Source organism: Citrobacter sp. Cf088 (genome assembly GCF_030334295.1).
Taxonomy (GTDB): domain Bacteria; phylum Pseudomonadota; class Gammaproteobacteria; order Enterobacterales; family Enterobacteriaceae; genus Citrobacter; species Citrobacter freundii.
Window position 1 is genome coordinate 1 of sequence record NZ_JAOWEE010000012.1, and the last position, 1,715, is coordinate 1,715.

Sequence of the window (1,715 nt, forward strand, 5' to 3'; positions counted from 1 at the left end):
TTGGTTTAGTGGAAACCATAAATCGCGCAGCTGGATCACTGCAAAAAGACCAGAACGGCGCGGATGTTCCACAACCTGATTGGTTCGTGCGTAATATCGGTGCGGCACGAGCATTTAGCAGTTTTGTAAGCATTGGTGGAGGCGGAAACTGGACGACACCGGAATTTATTGTCTGGCTTGAAAATCAAGGGGCATTTAATCATCCGTACTGGATGTGTAGAGGTTCGTGGTCTTACGGTGATAACCGAACTATCACTGATACAGGGTGTGGAAATATCCAGTTATCCGGCGCAGTTGTTGAGGTTATGGGCGAACGTGGTGCGATGACCATTCGTGTCACAACAGCAACTACTTCAACGGGTGGTGTTGTAAATGCGCAGTTCACTTACGTCAGCCATGGTGATGGGTATTCACCGGGCTGGCGCAGAGATTTAAAGCGTTCCGGTGATGAAATGACCGGGAAGCTAACTTTGCCTCAGACGTCCTCATTTGGAGTGAACACGGATAATACGCTTGGTGGCAACTCCATAGCCATTGGTGACAACGATACGGGATTTAAACTGAACGGTGACGGCATTCTGGATGTTTATGCCAATAGTCGTCAGGTTATGAGAATTGTTCCTGATGCCGTGCAGGTATTTGGTTGGACTGGCAGTTGGCTAGACATGCGCGGTCAGCCTTGTTTTACCAGCGTTTTACCTGTGAACGTTGACGGCGCGTCGGCAATTGTCAGGCAGGAACATCCTGACAAACATTTTATCCTTGGCGGGTTGGGTAATCATCAGTTCGGCATTTACATGATTAATAAGTCCCGTTCAGAAAATGGAACTGATGGGTATGCTTTTCTGGACGAAAATGGGAACTGGCAATGTAGCGGGCAAATAGCACCAAGCAACTATGCGAACTTCGATGCGCGTTATCAGCCAAAAGATAATTACGCAACACAGGCATGGGTATTACAAAATTTTGTCCAGAACATCCGACAATCAGGCGTGACTTATATTGGCGCAGAGGAAAACTCAGGTCAGCGCCTGGTGCCAGCCGGAGGTGTGTTAATTGGCTCTCAGGTCAATGGGAAATGGGACAATAACGAGGGGTTTTATTACACCTGGATTCAACAGAATATCAACGGTAACTGGCTCACAATTGGACGGGTATAAATAATGCAGTTTTTTAAAAGATTTACTCGCTATCATCCTGTGGAAGGTGAACAGGCTGAATTAGCAGAAAAGCACAACGTAATGTTTTTGCGGTCAGAAGATGGAACAGACTGGTATGAAGCACAGAAGAAATTTGCCACAGATACCATGAAACTTGTCATTGATGACGAGGGAATTATACGCTCTTTTTCCCGTGACATAACGACACTCTGGCCTGTAGAAAAAAGTGTTGCAGAGGTGGAGTACACCACGTCATTCGATGACGTTTGGATCGATGGCGGCTGGCAGTATCGGGACGGGAAAGTATCTCCCCGTGTTTATTCGCAGTCAGAGTTAGTAGAGCAGGCCGAAAGAATAAAATCCAGCCTGCTGGCAGAGGCTATGGCGGCAATAGCTCCGCTTGAACGGGCGGTAAAACTGGGCATTGCTACCAGTGAAGAAACCGGCTTGCTTGAAATCTGGGAACGCTACAGCGTCATGGTGAATCGGGTAGATACGTCAAAACCAGAATGGCCTACGGCTCCTGGGAGCTAAAACGTTGGTTTAGTAGAAACG

Annotated in this window: 2 protein-coding genes; both read left to right on the plus strand. The window is 47.5% G+C overall.

Features of this window, described 5'->3' with window-relative positions:
• A partial coding sequence (locus OGV71_RS00070; protein WP_286532295.1) for a hypothetical protein occupies window positions 1-1,160 on the plus strand: 1,160 nt, incomplete at its 5' end.
• Between the two features lie 3 nt (window positions 1,161-1,163).
• Window positions 1,164-1,694, plus strand: coding sequence for a tail fiber assembly protein (locus OGV71_RS00075; protein WP_286532297.1), 531 nt, complete (start codon window positions 1,164-1,166; stop codon window positions 1,692-1,694).
• The last annotated feature ends 21 nt before the right edge of the window (window positions 1,695-1,715 follow it).